Here is a 17,718-nt window from a genome sequence, read left to right as displayed (position 1 = left end):
CGTGGCGTCCGCCTGCGACGGACTTGCTCCTCCTCGCGCTCACGAGATGTGGCCCGATCGAGCGTCCAGATTCTTGGAGCCGTCGTGCCGTGACTCAAGATCGGCGCGGTATCGGATGGAGAGAGCCGGTGGCGGCGAGCCAAGCAGCGATTTTGCTCAAGACGACTCGCCATGGTGAGCGTAGGCTTCAGCATGGCCGACTGAGTCGGAACCTCTCATCGGGCATGCAGCCTCTGCCCGCCTCCGTCAAAAGGGGCGGGCACTTTTCATAGCCCCACCGGTGGGGAGGGCGCGCAGAGCGCTCACCCCCGCTGGTTGAGCATCACCCCTGCGATCAGGGCCACGTTGCTGGCAATGAACGCACCGAGCACGATGTAGCAGGTCATTGGTGTTCTCCCTCGCGACGGATCGTAATCGCGAAGGGTAACCAGATCGTAAGCGGCGAAGCGGGGTAAGGTGCCGGCGCTGCGGCCAACGCCGTATGGCATGCGCCACGACCCCTTATCCATCAGCCGCTTAGCGCGGCGATTCGACGTAGACTCCGGCCGCAGCACCTTGCTGTACGTGCAGAAGGACGTCGTCATGACCCTCGAATATCCCCCCGTCGTACCCGTTCAGCGGAGGACGCAATCCGGTCCGGTCGCGGCCGAGCTTCCCCATCAGCCGATCCGGCGCGCGCCGTTCGACCTGACCGATCTGGAGACCGAGTTCGATCCCGACCTCGGCACGTTGTGGACCTATATGCGCCAGCGCAGCCGGCCGAGCTTCAATCCCGGTCTGCTCGCCGCGTTCGACCAATGGCAGGACGATATCGTCGCGGCGCATGGCTCGGGCGCGATGCCGATCCGCTATCTGGTACTCGGCTCGCGCTTTCCCGGCGTCTTCTCGCTGGGCGGCGATCTCGACCTGTTCGCCACGCACATCCGGCACGGCGATCGCGACGCCTTGGTCCGCTACGGCCGGGCATGCGTCCGCATCCTCCATCGCAACATGCTCAGCCTCGAACGGCCGATCATCACGATCGGGCTGGTCGAGGGCGACGCGTTGGGCGGCGGCTTCGAGGCCTTGCTGTCGTTCAACGTCGTCATCGCCGAGCGAGGCACCAGTTTCGGCCTGCCCGAAACCAATTTCGGGCTGTTTCCCGGGATGGGGGCGCATTGTTTCCTGTCGCGGCGACTCGGTTCGGCGCGGGCCGAGCAGATGATCCTCAGCGGCCGCTCGTACAGCGCGGAGGAACTCTACGACCTCGGCATCATCCACGCGCTCGCCGATCCGGGGCGGGGGCGTGCCGAGGTGGAGACCTACATCCGCCAGAACCGGCGGCGGCACAGCGGCCATTGCGCGATCTACGAGGCGTCGCGCTCGGTCAATCCGCTGCCGCTCGCCGAGCTGGAGGCGGTGGTCGACCTGTGGGCCGATGCGGCGCTGCGGCTCAACGAGACCGACCTCAAGCTGATGCGCCGTCTGGTCGGCGCGCAATCGCGCCTGCTCGACAAAGCGGTGGCCTGAGCCATGCGGGGTCAGGCGCGCCCGTGCGCCCTGGCCTCGCTCCCCGCTGCTCCGCCGGCGAACATGGCACCGACCATGTTCGCCGGCATCGGCCGCGCCAGCAGATACCCCTGGACCGCGTCGCAGCGCGTCCGGCGCAACTGGTCGAGCTGCGCCTGCGTCTCGACGCCCTCGGCGACGGTGCGCATGCCGAGCTTGGCGGCGAGGTCGATCACCGTCTGGACGATCGCCACCGACGCATGGCTCTGTTCGAGGTCGGTGATGAACGACCGGTCGATCTTGAGCGTCTGGAAGGGGAATTTGGTGAGATAGCTCAGCGACGAATAGCCGGTGCCGAAATCGTCGAGCGTGGTGCGGACGTGGAGCCGGTTGATCGCGTCGAGCGCGGCGAGCGACGCCTCGATATCCTCGAGCAACACCGATTCGGTCACCTCCAGCTCGAGCCGGTCGGCGGCGAAGCCGCTGCTCGCCAGTGCGCCCATGATGACCGTCGGCAGATTGGCGGAGCGCAACTGGATCGGCGACAGATTGACCGCGATCTTGACCTCGGCGGGCCAGTCGCTGGCGACGCGGCACGCCTCGCGGATCACCCAGCTGCCGATCGCGACGATCAGGCCGTTGTCCTCGGCGATCGGGATGAATTCGGCGGGCGAGATCGCGCCGTGGTTGCGGCTGGTCCAGCGCAGCAGCGCCTCGCACGACAGGATGCGTTCGCCGGCCAGATCGTAGATCGGCTGGAACATCAGGTGGAATTCGCCGCGTTCCAGCGCCCCCTGCATATCGGCGGCGAGCGTGCGGCTGCGTTCGATCTTCTCGTCCATCAGCGGTTCGTAGAGGCACATCTGGCCGCGGCCGCTGTCCTTGGCGCGATACAGCGCGAGGTCGGCATTCTTGAGCAACGTGTCGGCGTCGGTGCCGTCGGCGGGGGCGATGGCGATGCCGAGCGAGGCGCCGACGTGCAGCATGCGGCCGTTGTGATGCACCGGCAGCGCGACCAGATCGATGATCCGACGACCGGTGGCGAGCGCGTCCTCCGATCCCGCGATCTCGCAGACGACGGCGAATTCGTCGCCGCCCAGCCGCGCGACGATGCCGTGGCCCGCGAACGCCTCATCGAGGCGGCGCGCGACGCCGGCGAGCAACGCATTGCCGGCGAGATGACCGAAGGAATCGTTGATCTCCTTGAAGCGGTCGAGGTCGATCCAGTGGATCGCCAGGCGACGGTCGGCCCCGGTCAGCGCCTGCAACCGCGCCTCGAACTGTTCGCGGAAGGCGGTGCGGTTGGCGACGCCGGTCAGGTCGTCGCGGCGCGCCATCGCGGCATGATGCTCGGCCAGCGCCGCTTTCTCGCGCGAGACGACGGTGGCCTTGAGGATGACCCCATAGGTCTGCAGCGTGATGTCCATCATCGCGACGACGAACAGCAGGATGACCACCGCGAGCGCCATCTTGAGCGGTTCGAGCGAGACGATCAGCCCGGCGGCGAGCGGCAGCGAGGCGAAGCACAATTGCGCCAGTGCGATCCACGGCCGGCCGGCGTTGCGCCCGGCGATGCCCGCGGCATAGCCGATCGTCGTCGTCACCGCGAGCAACTGGAGGACGCCATCGCTGCTGTTGATCAGCGTCAGCATGCCGAACGTGCCTAGCAACGCCGAATAGCAGACCGCACCGGCGCGATAGATGAACTCCTGCCGCCGGGCCCAGGCGCCGGTCGGCAGCGCGTGGGTCGGGGTGCGGCGGTGAAGCCGGACGGCGTCGCCGACACGGATGCTGGCGACGACCGCGATCGCCACCGCGCAGGCGCGCATCGACGGCGTACCGCTGACCAGCGCGACGATCGCGACGATCGCGCTGCTGGTCAGCGCGCCGATCACCAGCGACTGCGGCGAGGCATAGAGCGATTCGACCAGCGTCTCGCGCACCGAGGCGGCGATCGCCTGATCGGAATGGCGCAGCCGTCTGAGGCGGGAAATGAGACCGGTCATATGGTTACCATGCGCAACAGAAGTGTAGAAGAAACAAACGAATGCCGTCGGCGGCCCTCGGCCCGTCGCATAATCGCGCGGACGAATGCAGGAAATCCAGGAGCTTGCCGGTGGGAGGGGGCGGGGCGGGGTCTTGCGACGACTATCGGAGTGGCGTGCAAACGCATCGTCGTGCGTGACGGTACCGGCATCTGCAACGCCATGCCCATGCGGTGTCGACGGGATGCGCAGTCGTGCAGGTAGATGTCGGCCGACGGCAACGAAGGTGCAGCCAATGCCCGATCGCTGGTAGATTTGTCTCTTGCCCGCGTGACAAATGCTCGACCGCCACCGCGACCCGAAAAACCAGCAGCCCTCCCGTTAAGTCCAAATCAGACATTAAAGGCATTGCGCACTTTACTTGCGGGAACAGCCAATTTGGCGTGAAATTAACCCCTAATTCGTTGTATCGCGGTAACCGATGACCATGACGTCGCCTTCCTCTCGCCGCACGACCGCCGAGCCGGTGCGAGTCGAGCTGCGCAACGCGCTGTTCGCGACGGCGCTGCCGAATGCGGTGATGACGGCGATCTTCACGGCGCTGGGACTGAAGATCGCCAGCGACCTGCACGATCCCATCGCCTGGGGGGCGCTGGTGTCCGGCGTCGTCTGCGCGACGCTCAAGCTGGCGCTGATCGCCGCGTATCAGCGGCGGGCCGATCTGGCCGTGCGCCGGCAGGACCGCTGGGCGCAGGCGTTCGCGGCGTTCAGCCTCGGCCTGGCATTCTCGCTGGGGATGCTCGGCGCGCGCGCCTTCGTCCATGACGCGGTGTTGTTGCAGATGCTCGCGACCGGCCTGCTGTTCGGCTATTGCTCGGGACTGGTCGCGCACACTTCGATCCGGCCGTGGCTGGCGACCGCCTGCCTCGTGCTCAGCGCGATGCCGATCGCGATCAGCGCGATGCTGCGGGCCGACAGTCCACACCAATTGCTCGGTGCCAGCCTGATCTGCTTCATGCTCGCCGCATTCCAGAGCATCCGCCATCTCTATCAGGCGACGCGCCAGCATATCATCACGCGTCAGGCGATGGCGGCGCTGGCACGGGTCGACCCGCTCACCAAGCTGCCCAACCGGCTCGGCCTGCGCGAGGCGTTCACCAGCCAGATGCGCGAGGAATATGATATCGCGATCCATTGCCTCGATCTCGACGCGTTCAAGCCGGTCAACGACCGCTACGGCCATCCGACCGGCGACGCGCTGCTGACGGCGGTCAGCGATCGCGTCCGCTCGGTGCTCCAGCCGCACGACACGGCGGCGCGGGTCGGCGGCGACGAGTTCGTCATCATCCAGTCGGGGGTGCGCAGCCAGAGCGAGGCGGACCTTTTCGCGCGCACCCTCGTGCGGCGGATCATGGCGCCTTACGAGATCGACACGCATCAGATCGAGATCGGCGTCAGCCTCGGCTTCGTGACCGCCGGCGGCGACGAGAGCGATCTCGACGAGTTGGTCGCGCTCGCCGATGCCGCGCTCTACCAGGCCAAGCAGAGCGGCGGCGGCATCGGTCGCGCGACGCTCGCCGCGCGCTGACCGTCAGATCCGGTAGCGCGCCTCGAGCAGGTCGAGTTCGCGGATCAGCTTCTGCGCGGTGGCGCTGCCGATCGCACGTTCGCGCACCTGCTCGACGACCGCGGCGCGCTCAGCCTTGATCCCGGCGAGGCGGAAGGTGCGCTCCAGCCGGTCCTGCAACCGCGCCTCCGCCGACGCCTTGGCCGAACCGCTGCGGCTCTCGATCCGCTCGCGGTACAGGTCCATCACCCGCGTGCCGGCGGCGGCGTAGAAATCGGCGTTGCCGTCACGCTCGGCGAGGTCGTGCTGCGAGCGTTCGATCGCCGAGATCGCCGCCTCCGCGGCGGCGACGCGTGCGGCATCCTCCTCGGCCTGTTTCGACGGCTCGGCCGGCATCGTCAGGCCGTTGAGCAGGATCGGCAATGCGATGCTCGCCAGCACCAGCGACACGATGATGACCCCGGCGGCGAGGAAGATCGCGAGGTCGCGGGCAGGGAAGGGGCTGCCGTCGTTCATCGTCAGCGGGATGGTGAGCACGCCCGCCAGCGTGATCGCGCCGCGCACCCCGGCCAGCGACATGGCCGCGACCAGCCGCCAGTCGGGGCTGTGCAGCGTCGCCTCGCTGTTCAGCCGCCGCCGCAGCAGGGTCAGCCGCAGCGACACCCACACCCAGCCGAAGCGCAGCAGCGCGAGACCGGCGACGATCGCCAGCACGTAGAGGCCGAGCCATTCCGGCCCGTGATGGCCGGTCAGCAGCACGGTCGACTTGGCGCCGGCGAGGATCGCGGGAAGCTGCTCGCCGAGCAGCACGAAGATGATGCCGTTGAGCGCGAACTGGATCGTGTCCCACACCGAATTGCGGCGCATCCGCGTCGTCGCCAGCGCCTGGCGCGAGATCTCGGCGAAGGTCATCGTGACCCCCGCGGACACCGCGGCGAGGATGCCCGAGGCATGGATATGCTCGGCGAGCAGATACGATCCGAACGGGATCAGCAGGCTGACGAGGATCTGCGAGCCCGGCTCCTCGCCGAACCGCCGCGACACCCACGCCTTGATGCGGGTGACGACCAGCGTCACGACGATGCCGACCGCGAGGCCGATACCGGCGACCCACAGGAAGCTGGTCGCGGCGGAGGCGGCGGAGAAGGTGCCCGTCAGCGCCGCGGCGATCGCGAAGCGCAGGCAGACGAGGCCCGAGGCGTCGTTGAGCAGCGATTCCCCTTCGAGGATATGCATCATCCGCTTCGGGATCGGCACCCGCGCGGCGATCGCCGAGACCGCGATCGGGTCGGTCGGCGACACCACGGCGGCGAGCGCGAAGGCGACCGCGAGCGGCATCGCCGGGATCATCCAGTGGATGAAGAAGCCCATGCCGATCACCGTCAGCAGCACGAGGCCGAGTGCCAGCTCGACCACCGTCGACAGATCCTTGAGCAATTCGTCCTTGGGGATGCGCCAGCCGTCGAGGAACAGCAGCGGCGGCAGGAACAGCAGCAGGAACAGCTCGGGATCGAGCTCGACGCGATAGGAGGTCGACAGGCCGATCACCGCGCCGAGCAGGATCTGGACCAATGGCGTCGGCACCGACACCGGCAGCATGCGCGACACCGCGCCGCTCATGACGACGGCGAGCAACAGGAACAGGACGATCGATACGGCTTCCAAACGGCACTCCCGGGTCAGATGGTCTTCCCCTATCTGGCTCCGTCACCGCAGGACAACCCCGTCCGCGCCGTCGGCGATCGACTCAGGCGAAATCGGCATGCGCGCGAAGTCCGGGAGGGCCATCGCATAAGGGCTCTGGTGCGAGCCCGTCGTCTGCCAAGCCCACCCCGTCACCCCGGCCTTGCGCCGGGGTCCCGCTTCTTAGGACGGTGCGAAGGAGCGGGACCCCGGATTGAGTCCGGCATGACGGGGATATGGGTGCCGTTGGGACACCAAATTGGCCATTTGCGATAGCCCTGCCCCTGGCGGGGGAGGGCTGTCGCAAGAACCCTGAATGTCGCTCCGGCCTAGAAGGTGCCGCGCAGGCCGACGAGGAACTGGCGACCGGGCTTGTACTGGGTGAAGGTCGCATTCTCGAACTGGAAGTAGGAGCGCAGCGTCGCGTTGGTGAAATTGGCGACGTTGACGGTGAGCTGCGGCGCCCCGGCGAAACCGAAGATCTTGTCGAGGTCGAACGACGACGAGAAGTCGTAGGTGGTGTAATCGGTGCCGTACAGCGCCGCCGCCGGGATGCCGTTCTGCGCGGTGCCGCTGTTCTGCGAACCCTCGCGCGAGGTCGTCGAGACGCGCAGCATGATGCCGTTCTTCTCGTAATAACCGGTGATGTTGTAGGTGAACGGTGCGACGCCGAATGCGGTGGCGGGGCCGCTGCTGGTCTGGTCGACGATCGTGGCGTTGGCGTTGAAGCCGAAGCCGGTCACGCCGATATGCCGGGTCAGGAAGTCGAGCGGCTGCACCCACTGGAATTCGAGGCCGTTGATCGTCAGCTTGTTGGGCACGTTGACCTGCGAGGTCACCTGCACCTGCGCGGTATTGGGCCCGCCGCGCGAGTTGATCGCGATCTGCTGCGTCGAATTCAGCGTATCGTAGGTGATGCCATATTGCGCCAGCGCGGTGAACGGCACCGTGGTGATCGAGGTGTTGGTGAAGCCGGTGATCGCCTTGCGGAACGCGTTGAAGCTGATCACGCCCTCGCGCCCGGTATAATATTCGAAACCGAGGTCGAGGTTGGTCGACATGTACGGCGACAGCGCCGGATTGCCGATGTTCGCCTGGTCGGCGGACGGCGCGCCGAAGCTGACGCCGGGCAATTGCGCCGACGGATCGGGCCGGGTCATCGTCCGCGATCCGGCGACGCGCACCACCGCATGCTCGCTCAGGTCGTAGGCGAAGGTCGCGGCGGGCAGCCATTTGGCATATTCGTTGCGGGTCGACACGACGTTGACGATGTTCGGATAGCGGCTGCCGTCGGGCAGGGTGGCCCCCGTCGCCGTCGTGTTGCGCGGATCGGGCAGCGAGACGCGTCCCGCGATCGTCTGGATCGTGTTGACGTAGCGCAGGCCGACGTTGAAGCGCAGCGTGTTGCCGCCCAGCTCTTGTGCACCGTTCACCGTGGCGAAGGCGGACTTCACCACCTCGCGGATCGAGCCGCCGCTGGCGCCGGTGTTGGCACCGCCGCTCTCGGGCGCATTGTCGTGATAGAAGTCATAGTTGCTCGCCGCCGCGAAGGCGGGGAAATCGACCGTCACGAAACCGGCGGGGCCGGGCCTCAGATAGGTCGGAACGGCGCTGTTGGGGATCAGCGATCCGCCATAGCTGACCGGTCCGCTGGTTCCGGCGGTCGCCCCGGTGCCGAGGCCCGGATAGGTCGGATAGCCCGCGGGGATCACACCCGGCGCGTTCAGGCCCTCGCAGGGCGGCTGCGAATTGGGCGATTGCAGCGACACGTTGGGGTTGTTGCCGCAGACCGCATTCTGCCACGCCTGGCTGTTGTCGTAACCGCGGATGCGCCGCGACACGTCGTCGAACGCGCCGCCGACCTTCAGGTTGAGCGCCTTGTCGCCCCAGGTCAGATCGCCGCGGAAGCCCTTGTTGACGTTGAGCCGGCGCTCGTCCTGGATGTTGACGCGGCTGCCGGCGTACCAGCCGAAATTGGCGGGATCGTTGAGGTCGAGATTGCTCTTGATGCTCGGGATGCCGCCGTCGTTCGAATAAGTGACGGTGTTGCCGACGCCGAGCGGGGTGGTGAAGCCCACGGTCGGGCTCTCGCGGTGGAAGGTCGAGCGCGCGTAATTGCCTTGCAGCGTCAGCTTGAGCTTGTCGTCGATCTCCCATTCGCCGCCGGGATTGACGCTGAACAGCTTGGTGGTCTCGATATACGGACGGAATTCGTCGAAGAATTGCGCATTGGCGAAGGTGCCGCCGGTGACGGTGCAGCCGGCGCTGCAATCGGCCTTGTCGAACGTGAGGTTGGTCGGGATCGACGCGCCGTTGCGCACGATCCACGCCATGTCCTCACGGATCAGGTCGTTCTTCTTATAGCCGTACAGGCCGTCGATATAGAAATGCAGCGTGTCGGTCGGCTGCCATTCGGCGCTCAGAATCGCGTTCAGGCGGTCGCGCGGCCCACGGATGTTGGCGATGCGGCCGAGGCGCGGCAGCAGGCCGTTGTCGATCTGCTGGATCGAGGCACCGGGATTGTTGGCGAGCAGGAAGGCGCTGTTGATCGGCGTACCGGCGACGAGGCCGGCACCGGCGCCGACCGGCACCGTCGCGGGAATCGTCCAATTGCCGCCGCCGGTGCTGTTGCAGCCCGAGGTCGCGCCGCATTGTGCCGCGGTGAGCGCCGGGTTGGTATAACCGATCGTCTCGAACCCGCGCGTCTCGGTGAACAGGCGCTGCGCCGACACGCCGGCGAGGATGCCGAACGTATCGTTGCGCCAGCTGCCGATCAGCGAGCCGCGCGCGCCGATCCGGTCCTCGGGAGTCTGCTTGGTGCCCTGGATGTTATAGGCGAGGAAGGAGGTATTACGGTCGAACGGGCGGGCCGAGCGCAGGTCGATATTGCCCGCCGCGCCGCCTTCGAGCAGGTCGGCGGTATAGCTCTTGTTGACGGTCAGCTTGGTGAACAGGTCGGTCGGGAAGAAGCTGAGGTCGACCGAACGGTCGGTGCCCTGCGCATCGGTCGCGCCCGACGAGGCGACGGCGATCGTCGCGCCGTTCAGCGTCACGTTGGTGAAGTTGGAGCCGAGGCCGCGGATCGCGACGTTGGTGCCCTCGCCGGTGACGTCGCGGGTGATCGTCACGCCGGGGATGCGGTTGAACGATTCGGCGATGTTGGTGTCGGGAAACTTGCCGATGTCCTCGGCGAAGATCGAATCGGTAAAGCCGGTCGAGGCGCGCTTGGACTCGGTCGATTTGGCGAGGCTCGAGCGATAGCCGGTGACGACGATGTCCTCACCCGGCGCGCCCTGGCTCTGGTCGGTCTGCGGCACGGGCGCGACGGCGGGACCGTTGTCCTGGCCGTCGGCCGGGGTCTGTTCCTGCGGCGGCGGCACGGCCTGCGCCGCGGCCATCGACGCGCCCAGCGTGCCGAGCGTGGTGGCGCACAGGAGCGCGATGCGGCGCAGGCGAAGGGTGCGGACGGTGCTCAACTTCAGGTTCCTCTCTGGTGACGCGCTGCCGTCGTCGCGGCATGCGCAGCATGGATTGTCGCCGGCGGCCGACGGCCACCGGCGGAGACGTCGGATGCAGATCAGGTTTCGGTCATGATGAAGGCGACGAACGACGCATCACCCCGGCGCGATGCCGTCTGAGGCATCGTCGGCGCGGGGCGAACGCCCGTCAGCAATGTCAGCGATGCTCCAGCCATCCCCGTCCCTCGTCATGCCCGTCTGTCGCGGCCTTGATAGCGCTATCTTCTCCGTATTGGTCAGCAAGTCAATCGGTTTCGGTTAGGCCAACCGGAGATTGAGACGGGGAGAAGCAGCGTTACCGCGACCGCGTCACGACGTATGTCCCGGCGCATGGGGGTAGCTCTGCGCCTTGTACCAGGCGAGGTCGTGTTCGGGTGCAGCCACGCCGGCGGGCAGCGGGCGGTGGTTGACCGACATCCAATAGGCAAGGCTGGCATCGCGCCACCAGCGCGCCTCGCGCTGCTGGATCGCCAGATAGGTCGCCGTCTTCTGCCAGCGTTCGGCGTCGATCTTGTCGCGCAGCGTGTCCCATTGCCGCTGCATGCCGGCGACATAGCCGACGCCTGTGTCGTAATGCGCGACCAGATCCTCCCACAGGGTCTTCCCGTCGGCCATGCGGCGATCCCAGCGGACATGGTGGAACCACAGCAATTCCCGTTCCGGCGTCGTCTCCGGCCGGGCGAGCTGGCGCGCGACCGAGGGGGCATATTGGTCGACGGCGTCGCTGCCGCCACGGCCGCGCTCGAAGCCGATGCCGTCCGGGTCGGCGCGATGATAATAGGTCGGGTTCCACTCGGGCCGCGCCAGATCGGCGACCCACGGACCCGGTCCGTAATGATGGCCGGTCGCCATCAGATGCGCGAGCCCGAACGCGCCGGTGTAATCGACCACCGCCTCGCGCGATCCGGCCATCATCGCGGTCGTGGTGGCGACGACCTGCGGATCGGTGCCGAAGGTCTGCGCCGCCCATTCGCGCGCGATTCCCTCGGACGTCAGGTCCGGATCCCAGGCGAGCCGGCCGAAGGCATACCAATTGGCCTGGTTGAAGGTCGATCCGCTCCAGTCGCGGTCGCGGCCGATATTGGCGACGCCGGCCATGCCGGTCAGCTTATGGCCCTCCGCCGATCCGTCGACGACGTCGGCGACGGTCTCGTCGCGGCGGCGACCGGTCTTCGCATGCAGCGTCTCGGCGAACAGCGGGCCGAGATAGGCGAGGTGGGTGGCGAAGCCGAGATATTCCTTGGTGATCTGGAATTCGATCATCAGCGGCGTCTTCGGCATCGCGCCGAACAGCGGATGGAAGGGCTCGCGCGGCTGGAAGTCGATCGCGCCGTTCTTCACCTGCACCAGCACGTTGTCCGCGAAGCGGCCGTCGAGCGGCTTGAACTCGCTATAGGCCTGTTTGGCGCGATCGGTCGGGTCGGTCTCGGCATAGACGAAGGCGCGCCACATCACGATCCCGCCATGCGGCGCCACCGCCGCCGCGAGCATGTTGGCGCCATCGGCGTGGCTCGCGCCATAGTCGCGCGGGCCGGGCTGGCCCTCGCTGTTCGCCTTGACGAGGAAGCCGCCGAAATCGGGGATCGCGCGATAGATCTCGTCCGACTTGGCACGCCACCAGGCGGCGACGGCGGGATCGCGCGGATCGGCGGTCTTGAGCCCGCCCAGCTCGATCGGCGCCGAGAAGCGCGCCGACAGATAGACCTTGATCCCCCATGGCCGGAACACCGCGGCGAGCTTCGCCGCCTTGGCGATATAAGGCGCGGTCAGGCTGTCCGTTTTGGCGTTGACGTTGTTGAGTACGGTGCCGTTGATGCCGATCGAGGCATTGGCGCGGGCATAATCGGTGTAGCGGGGATCGTCGAAATCGGGGAGCGTCCACCAGTCCCACAAAGACTGCCCGGCATAGCCGCGCTCAACGGTGCCATCGAGATTGTCCCAATGGTTGAGCACGCGCAGCTTGACCTTCGGCGCCGAGCGCAACGCCACCGTCTCGGCACGATCGCCGGTGCCGAGCGCGCGCAGCAGCGCGAAGGCGCCGTACAGCGTGCCGCGATCGCCGTTGCCCGCGACCAGCAGCACGCTTCGGCCCGCAAGCGTCACGCGGCGTACCAGATAGCCCTCGTCGCCCAATCCGACGAAGGGGAGGCCCAGCGCGGCGATCCCCGGTGCGGCGGCGGTCGCGACTACCACCGGCGGCGTCCCCGCGGGCAGCGCGCGACGCAGTTCGCTTTCGGCAAGCCGCAGTGTCGCGCTGTCGCCCAGCCGCGTCACGGCGGCCTGACCGGTCGCCGGGGCACTGGTCCGCAGCCACAAGGAATAGCCGTCGTCGGCGAATGCCGGACTGGCCAGCGCGAGCCAGCTTGCGCCCAGCGCTCCGATCAGCGCACGATACCCTTTCATCTCACTCTCCCGTCGCGAACGATTGACAAGCCCGCGGTCCAGCTTTCATGTTATCGCTATCAACATAACAGGCAAGCCGCATCGTATTGGTTTGCCAATCCTGGAGAGCCTGTCTTGACGTCGCGTCCTGCCGTTTCGTCCCGTCGTGAGGTGTTGCGCTGGAGTGCGGGGGTGTCGCTGATGGCGTTGCTCCCCGCCGCCGCGCGACCGGCGTCGCCGCTGTACAAGGACGCGCGCGCGCCTGTCGACCTGCGGGTCCGCGACCTCCTCGGCCGGATGACGCTCGACGAGAAGGTGTCGCAGCTCATCACGCTGTCGACCACCAAGCGCGACGTGATGGACGAGGCGCGCGGCTTCGATCCGGCCCGCGCCAGCGCCGCTTATCCAAACGGCATCGGCCAGATCGCGCGGCCGTCGGATCGCGGCGGCGCGGCGACCGCGACTAACACCGGGACCGACGTCACCGGCCGCTGGCGCAAGCCCGCCGACACGATCGCCTTCGTCAACGCCGCGCAGGACTGGTCGCGCACCAAAACACGGCTCGGCATTCCCGTGCTGTTCCACGAGGAATCGCTGCACGGCTATATGGCCCCCGAGGCGACCAGCTTCCCGCAGGCGATCGCGCTCGCCGGCAGCTTCGATCCCGATCTGATGACCCGCGTCCAGTCGGTGATCGGTCGCGAGGTGCGCGCGCACGGCACCGTGCTCGCGCTCTCGCCGGTGGTCGACATCGCCCGCGACCCGCGCTGGGGGCGGATCGAGGAGACGTTCGGCGAGGACCCCTATCTGTGCGGCGAGATGGGCGTCGCCGCCGTCCACGGCCTGCAGGGCGAGGGGCGGGAGCTGGCGCCGGGCAAGGTGTTCGCGACGCTCAAGCACATGACCGGTCACGGCCAGCCGCAGGCGGGCAACAACGTCGCGCCCGCGCAGATCGGCGAGCGCGAGTTGCGCGAAAGCTATTTCCCGCCGTTCCGCGCGGTGGTCGAGCGGACCGGGGTAGGGGCGGTGATGCCCTCGTACAATGAGATCGACGGCGTCCCCAGCCACGCCAATGGCTGGCTGCTCGGCGACGTGCTGCGCGGCGAATGGGGGTTCGACGGTGCGATCGTCAGCGATTACGCGGCGATCCCCGAGCTCGACTATTTCCACCATATCGCCGGCGACGTCGGCGAGGCGGCGCGGCTGGCGCTCGCCGCCGGGGTGGACAGCGACCTGCCCGACGGCGTCGCCTATCGCACACTCGCCGATCAGGTCCGCGCCGGCAAGGTGAGTGTCGCCGCGATCGATGCCGCCTGCGCGCGCATGCTGACGCTCAAGATGCGCGCCGGCCTGTTCGAGGAGCCGCGCGTCGATCCCCGCGCCGCCGCCCGCCTCACCGCCAATGCCGAGGCGCTGGCGCTCGCCCGCGAGGCCGCGGCGCGCTCGATCGCCTTGCTCAAGAACGACGGCACGCTGCCTCTCTCGGTCGACCGTCATCGCCGCGTCGCGGTGATCGGCCCCAATGCCGCGGTCGCGCGGCTCGGCGGCTATTCGTCGATCCCGACCGATCCCGTCTCGCTGCTCGACGGCATCCGCGCCAAGCTGAAGGGCAGGGCCGAGGTGGTCCACGCGCAGGGCGTGTTCATCACGCAGAGCGAGGATCGGTCCGCCAACGAGGTGCTGCTCGCCGATCCCGCCCGCAACCGCGCGCTGATCGCCGAGGCGGTGACGGTGGCCGCGTCCGCCGACGTCGTGATCCTCGCGATCGGCGACACCGAGCAGACCAGCCGCGAAGGCTATGCCAAGACGCATCTCGGCGACCGCACCTCGCTCGACCTGCTCAGCGAGCAGACTGCGCTGTTCACCGCATTGAAGGCGACCGGCAAGCCGGTGGTGGTGGTGGCGATCAACGGCCGGCCGCCGAGCTGGCCGACCGTGGTCGCCAACGCCAATGCGATGCTAGAATGCTGGTATATGGGCCAGCAGGGCGGGCACGCGATGGCGGATGCATTGTGGGGGGACGTCAATCCCGGCGCGAAGCTGCCGGTGACGGTGGTCCGCGACGTCGGCCAATTGCCTTTCTATTACGATCACCAGCCGTCGGCGCGGCGCGGCTATCTGTTCGACGACGACGCGCCGCTGTTCCCGTTCGGCTTCGGGCTCAGCTACACGCGCTTCCGCCTGTCGCCGCCGCGGCTGTCGGCGGCGCGGATCGGCGTGGCCGGATCGGTCGACGTCGAGGTCGACGTCGCCAATATCGGCGACCGCACCGGCGACGAGGTCGTCCAGCTCTACGTCCGCGACCAGGTGTCGTCGGTCGCCCGCCCGGTGAAGGCGCTCAAGGGCTTCGCGCGGGTGACGCTCAAGCCCGGCGAGAGCCGCACCGTCCGGCTGACGCTCGGCCCCGACGCCTTCCGCCTGTGGAACCGCGACATGCGCGAACTGGTCGAGCCCGGCCGCTTCGACATCATGACCGGCCCCAACAGCCGCGACGTGCAGACCGTCGCGCTCGACATCGCCTGAAGGATCATCCGATGCCCACGATCACCGACGCCCGCGTCATCGTCACCTCGCCCGGACGCAATTTCGTCACGTTGCAGATCACCTGCGACGACGGCACCACCGGCCTTGGCGACGCGACGCTGAACGGCCGCGAACTTAGCGTCGCCAGCTATCTCGAGGATCACGTCGTCCCCTGCCTGATCGGTCGCGACGCGCACCGGATCGAGGATGTCTGGCAATATCTCTACAAGGGCGCCTATTGGCGGCGCGGGCCGGTGACGATGACCGCGATCGCCGCGGTCGACATGGCGCTGTGGGACATCAAGGGGAAGGTCGCGGGCCTGCCGGTCTACCAGTTGCTCGGCGGCGCCGCCCGCGACTCCTGCCTCGTCTATTGCCACGCCAACGGCACCACGATCGCCGACACGATCGAAACCGCATTGCGCCACCGCGACGAGGGCTATCGCGCGATCCGGCTGCAATGCGGCGTGCCCGGGCTCGCCTCCACTTATGGCGTCGCCAAACAGGGCCAGCGCTACGAACCCGCCGACGGCGACCTGCCGAACGAGGCGGTCTGGTCGACCGAGAAATATCTGCGCATCGTCCCCGAATTGTTCGCCGCGGCGCGCGAGGCGCTCGGCTGGGACGTGCATCTGCTCCACGACGTCCATCACCGGCTGACCCCGATCGAGGCGGCGCGGCTCGGCAAGGATCTCGAACCCTATCGCTTGTTCTGGATCGAGGATGCGACCCCGGCGGAAAACCAGGACGCCTTCCGCCTGATCCGCCAGCACACCACGACGCCGCTCGCGGTCGGCGAGGTGTTCAACTCGATCTGGGATGCCAAGCATCTGATCGAGAACCAGCTCATCGACTATATCCGTGCCACCGTCGTCCACGCCGGCGGCATCACCCATCTGCGCCGCATCGCCGCGCTCGCCGATCTCTATCAGGTCCGCACCGGCTGCCATGGCGCGACCGATCTGTCGCCGGTCGCTATGGCGGCAGCGCTGCACTTCGGCCTGTCGGTGCCCAATTTCGGCATCCAGGAGCATATGCCGCACAGCGCCGAGACCGACGCGGTCTTCCCGCACGCCTATCGCTTCACCGACGGCACGATGCATCCGGGCGACGCGCCCGGCCTCGGCGTGTCGATCGACACGGACCTCGCCGCCACGCACGCCTATAAGCGCGCCTATCTGCCCGTGAACCGTCTCGAAGACGGCACCTTGTGGAGCTGGTAAGGTGAGCGAGATCGGCGACGCCGCGGCCAGCGCACCCGAAACCGCCGTCCATGCGGTGACGCCGCCGCGCGGCCGCATCCGCTGGCTGATCTGCGGCCTGCTCTTCGCGGCGGTGGTGTTGAGCTATATCGACCGGCTGGTGCTCGGCGTGCTCAAGCCGCAGCTCACCGCGCTCTATGGCTGGAGCAATGCGGGTTATGGCGACATCACCGGTTATTTCCAGGTCGCCTATGGCTTCGGCTTCCTGCTGTTCGGCTGGCTGATCGACCGGATCGGTGCGCGCAACGGCTATCTGCTCGCGATGGGCAGCTGGACGATCGGCCATTTCGCGCAGACGCTCGTCACCTCGACCACCGGCTTCGCGATCGCGCGCATCCCGCTCGCCTTCGGCGAGGCGGGCACCTATCCCTCGGCGCTCGCCGCGGCGTCGCAATGGTTTCCGCGCAAGGAGCGCGCGCTCGCGATCGGCATCTTCAACGCCGGCGCCAACGTCGGCGCGGTGGTGACGCCGCTGCTGATCGGCTTCATCGTCGTCAATCTGGTGCTCGACTGGCGCTGGGCGTTCATCATCACCGGCTTGTTCAACCTCGTCTGGCTCGCCGCTTGGTGGCGGCTCTACCATCCGCCCCACGCGCATCCCCGCGTCACCGCCGAGGAGCGCGCGTGGATCGAGACCGAGCCTGCCGACGATGCCGGCCGCGCGGGTTTCCTCGCCGTGCTGCGCCATCGCGAGGCCTGGGCCTATATGACCGGTCGTTTCCTGATCGATCCGGTCTGGTGGACCTTCCTGTTCTGGCTGCCCGATTTCTTCCACACCCGCTACGGCTACGATCTCAAGAACTTCGGCCCGCCGCTGGTCGCCATCTACATCCTCGCCGATTTCGGCGCGATTGCCGGCGGCTGGTATTCGTCGCGGCTGCTCAAGCGCGGCGTTGCGGTGGGCCGTGCCCGCAAGCGTGCGATGTTCGTCTGCGCCCTGTTCGCGCTGCCGGTGATGTTCGCCGCGCAGGCGAGCAGCATCTGGGTCGCGGTCGGCATGATCGGGCTCGCCTGCGCGGCGCATCAGGGCTTCTCGACCAATTTGTTCGCGCTGCCCGGCGACCAGTTTCCCCGCTATGCGCAGGGCACCCTGATCGGGCTCGGCGGGTTCGCCGGCGCGGCGGGGGGCTTCATCGCCTCCAAGTCGCTCGGCCTGCTGCTCGATACGGTGGGCAGCTACGGCCCGTTCTTCGTCGCCTGCGGCCTCGCCTATCTCGTCGCGCTGCTCGCCTTCCACCTCCTCAACCCACGCTACCGCGACGTGGTGATCGCGCGCTGATTCAATTAGAAAGGTCGGCCCACACCCACCC

The 17,718-nt window shown here is 67.7% G+C and carries 10 protein-coding genes; 5 read left to right on the top strand and 5 right to left on the bottom strand.

The annotated features are described in order from the left end of the window. Positions 1 to 302: 302 nt before the first annotated feature. Positions 303 to 584 carry a hypothetical protein gene (locus MC45_RS19295; protein ID WP_156143811.1) on the bottom strand — a complete coding sequence of 94 codons (282 nt, stop codon included), beginning with the start codon at positions 582 to 584 and terminating at the stop codon, positions 303 to 305. Between MC45_RS19295 and MC45_RS08915 the strand changes: the two genes are divergently transcribed. Beyond that, entirely contained in the window at positions 583 to 1,509 is a 927-nt protein-coding gene (locus MC45_RS08915) for a crotonase/enoyl-CoA hydratase family protein (RefSeq protein WP_081974544.1), read from the top strand. The two genes, MC45_RS19295 and MC45_RS08915, sit on opposite strands and share 2 nt — an antisense overlap. An 11-nt stretch (positions 1,510 to 1,520) precedes the next feature. Here the strand turns inward: MC45_RS08915 and MC45_RS08910 are convergent, their stop codons facing one another. Next, on the bottom strand, positions 1,521 to 3,494 hold the full coding sequence (locus MC45_RS08910) for a putative bifunctional diguanylate cyclase/phosphodiesterase (protein WP_052075586.1): 1,974 nt from the start codon (positions 3,492 to 3,494) through the stop codon (positions 1,521 to 1,523). A gap of 466 nt (positions 3,495 to 3,960) precedes the next feature. Here MC45_RS08910 and MC45_RS08905 point away from each other — a divergent pair, with 466 nt between their 5' ends. After that, complete coding sequence (locus MC45_RS08905; protein ID WP_169742537.1) at positions 3,961 to 5,061, top strand: GGDEF domain-containing protein; 1,101 nt, start codon at positions 3,961 to 3,963, stop codon at positions 5,059 to 5,061. A 3-nt stretch (positions 5,062 to 5,064) separates the two neighbouring features. Here MC45_RS08905 and MC45_RS08900 read toward each other — a convergent pair whose 3' ends face one another. From MC45_RS08900 to MC45_RS08890, 3 genes are all read right to left on the bottom strand, one after another. Beyond that, positions 5,065 to 6,705: a Na+/H+ antiporter gene (locus tag MC45_RS08900; RefSeq protein WP_171009356.1), complete on the bottom strand. Its 1,641-nt coding sequence runs from the start codon at positions 6,703 to 6,705 to the stop codon at positions 5,065 to 5,067. 347 nt (positions 6,706 to 7,052) lie between these two features. Further along, positions 7,053 to 10,121, bottom strand: a complete 3,069-nt coding sequence (locus MC45_RS08895; RefSeq protein WP_081974543.1) for a TonB-dependent receptor — start codon at positions 10,119 to 10,121, stop codon at positions 7,053 to 7,055. 429 nt (positions 10,122 to 10,550) lie between these two features. Further along, complete coding sequence (locus tag MC45_RS08890) at positions 10,551 to 12,644, bottom strand: alpha-glucuronidase family glycosyl hydrolase (RefSeq protein ID WP_038662001.1); 2,094 nt, start codon at positions 12,642 to 12,644, stop codon at positions 10,551 to 10,553. Between the two features lie 180 nt (positions 12,645 to 12,824). On the opposite strand from MC45_RS08890, the gene MC45_RS08885 reads away from it, so the two are divergent. The 3 genes from MC45_RS08885 to MC45_RS08875 are packed head-to-tail and all read left to right on the top strand — an operon-like array spanning position 12,825 to position 17,687. After that, entirely contained in the window at positions 12,825 to 15,146 is a 2,322-nt protein-coding gene (locus tag MC45_RS08885) for a glycoside hydrolase family 3 N-terminal domain-containing protein (protein WP_052075803.1), read from the top strand. Positions 15,147 to 15,157: 11 nt separating this feature from the next. Continuing rightward, positions 15,158 to 16,369 (top strand): D-mannonate dehydratase ManD, encoded by a 1,212-nt coding sequence (manD, locus tag MC45_RS08880; RefSeq protein WP_038661995.1) that lies wholly within the window; start codon positions 15,158 to 15,160, stop codon positions 16,367 to 16,369. 10 nt (positions 16,370 to 16,379) lie between these two features. After that, positions 16,380 to 17,687 carry an MFS transporter gene (locus MC45_RS08875; protein ID WP_052075802.1) on the top strand — a complete coding sequence of 436 codons (1,308 nt, stop codon included), beginning with the start codon at positions 16,380 to 16,382 and terminating at the stop codon, positions 17,685 to 17,687. Positions 17,688 to 17,718: the final 31 nt, after the last annotated feature.

The sequence above is a fragment of the Sphingomonas taxi genome (assembly GCF_000764535.1).
In the GTDB taxonomy this organism is placed as follows: Bacteria; Pseudomonadota; Alphaproteobacteria; order Sphingomonadales; family Sphingomonadaceae; genus Sphingomonas; species Sphingomonas taxi.
The sequence above is the reverse complement of the archived record's forward strand: the minus strand, read 5'-3'. Positions and strand labels throughout refer to the sequence as shown.

Coding starts and splice junctions, on each gene's coding strand:
- MC45_RS08885 (WP_052075803.1), top strand. CDS start 12,825: ATGGCGTTGCTCCCCGCCGCCGCGCGACCGGCGTCGCCGCTGTACAAG.
- MC45_RS19295 (WP_156143811.1), bottom strand. CDS start 584: ATGACGACGTCCTTCTGCACGTACAGCAAGGTGCTGCGGCCGGAGTCT.
- MC45_RS08895 (WP_081974543.1), bottom strand. CDS start 10,121: ATGGCCGCGGCGCAGGCCGTGCCGCCGCCGCAGGAACAGACCCCGGCC.
- manD (WP_038661995.1), top strand. CDS start 15,158: ATGCCCACGATCACCGACGCCCGCGTCATCGTCACCTCGCCCGGACGC.
- MC45_RS08915 (WP_081974544.1), top strand. CDS start 583: ATGACCCTCGAATATCCCCCCGTCGTACCCGTTCAGCGGAGGACGCAA.
- MC45_RS08910 (WP_052075586.1), bottom strand. CDS start 3,494: ATGACCGGTCTCATTTCCCGCCTCAGACGGCTGCGCCATTCCGATCAG.
- MC45_RS08890 (WP_038662001.1), bottom strand. CDS start 12,644: ATGAAAGGGTATCGTGCGCTGATCGGAGCGCTGGGCGCAAGCTGGCTC.
- MC45_RS08905 (WP_169742537.1), top strand. CDS start 3,961: ATGACGTCGCCTTCCTCTCGCCGCACGACCGCCGAGCCGGTGCGAGTC.